Annotated in this window: 3 protein-coding genes; all 3 read right to left on the bottom strand. The window is 57.7% G+C overall.

From position 1 onward, the window contains the following. A partial coding sequence (locus NW807_RS05240; protein ID WP_414425466.1) for a DEAD/DEAH box helicase occupies window positions 1-733 on the bottom strand: 733 nt, incomplete at its 3' end. Window positions 734-820: 87 nt separating this feature from the next. Next, window positions 821-1,027, bottom strand: coding sequence for a type II toxin-antitoxin system VapB family antitoxin (locus NW807_RS05235; protein WP_011429230.1), 207 nt, complete (start codon window positions 1,025-1,027; stop codon window positions 821-823). 30 nt (window positions 1,028-1,057) lie between these two features. Beyond that, window positions 1,058-1,292 (bottom strand): hypothetical protein (locus NW807_RS05230; RefSeq protein WP_414425465.1); only part of this gene is annotated, 235 nt, incomplete at its 5' end.

Below are 1,292 nucleotides of genomic sequence, written 5' to 3'. Positions count from 1 at the left end.
CATCGGCCCCCTGCCGGCCTCGGTAGGTGTGCAGCTCGTCAAAGACCAGAAAGCGCAGCCCTCCCATCTCGGGATTCAAAAACCGCTGATCTTCAGGACGAACCAGGAGGAGTTCTGCCATCACATAGTTGGTGAGCAGAATTTGAGGTGGATCCCGCCGTAGCTGGTCTCGTTCGTTTTCCGAAGTTTCCCCGGTGTACTTGGCAAAGCGCAGCGGAAAAGGGCGATGGTAGTTGCGCTCGTACCGCTCGCGCAGGGCTTGCAAAGACTGGTATTGGGAGTTAACCAGGGCGTTCATGGGATAGACCACCAGGGCTGTCACCTGGCCCAGGGATCCCCCCTGGCGAATCCAGTTGTCAATGATGGGCAAGAAGTAGCAAAGGCTTTTGCCAGAGCCGGTGCCGCTGGTAACGACAAAACTCTTGCCTGCTAGGGCCTTGGCAACAGCTTCCTCCTGGTGGCGGTAGAGGCGGAAGGGTCTGCCATCCTCAAAGCGGAAAATGCGGGCTGTTTCTTGGGCAATGCGCCCCGCCTCGGCCAACTCGTCAACGGTTGGACCAGATACATAACTAGGGCTGAGCTGGAGGAGGGGTTCTGGCCAGAGGTGGATCCCTTCTTCCAGAGCTTGGTCTACAAACGCCTGTGCCCGTGGGTCGGCAATGAGAAAAAAGGAGCGGACGAAATTGGCGTAGTCCTTTAGAACCCTCTCGTGCAGGTCAAAAATGGTGGCCATCGGGGCTCTCCAAAGCCATTTTGGCTAGGTTAAGCCTAGCAGGTAGCGACTGCAAGAGGATCGCCCTGAGGCTTGGGCTGGGAGATCTTAGGGAGAGGAGAGGCGTTGCTCGTGCAGATCTCCCTCCCATTTCAACTTGCCGCGTAAGTTGCGGATCTCGGCTTGCTCGTAGAGCCGAATGAGGGTGCGCAGCGCTTCGTGAATTATCTCGCGCTTGGTCTTGAGGCCGGTTAGCTGGCGAGCCCGCTCGATCAACTCGATCAGCTCGTCATCCAAGACAACGTTAGTCCGCATGGGAAGCTCCCCTGTTTACGCATAATGAAATTAGTGTTGCGCCAGCTTCTCCCATGCCTCTAGCACCAGCCGCCGCGTGCGGTATTCGCCGTATTGACGTATCTCCTTCTCCTTCAGCACGCGAAAGGTTTCGCCGGGGAAGGTGCTGGCAGCCACACGTTCGGCGTACCCTCCTGGATCGAGCGGGTCGCTCACCTCTTCCCATGGGTTGAGGATGTCTTCCAACTCACGTTCGGTCAGGTCAGCAGGGTCGAGGATGTAGCGC

This window comes from Synechococcus sp. R70.1 (assembly GCF_047461675.1).
In the GTDB taxonomy this organism is placed as follows: Bacteria; Cyanobacteriota; Cyanobacteriia; order Thermostichales; family Thermostichaceae; genus Thermostichus.
This window is presented reverse-complemented; position numbering and strand designations above follow the sequence as displayed.

Bases quoted from the DNA above. Each gene is read 5' to 3' on its own strand.
- NW807_RS05235 (WP_011429230.1), bottom strand. From the start codon at position 1,027: ATGCGGACTAACGTTGTCTTGGATGACGAGCTGATCGAGTTGATCGAG.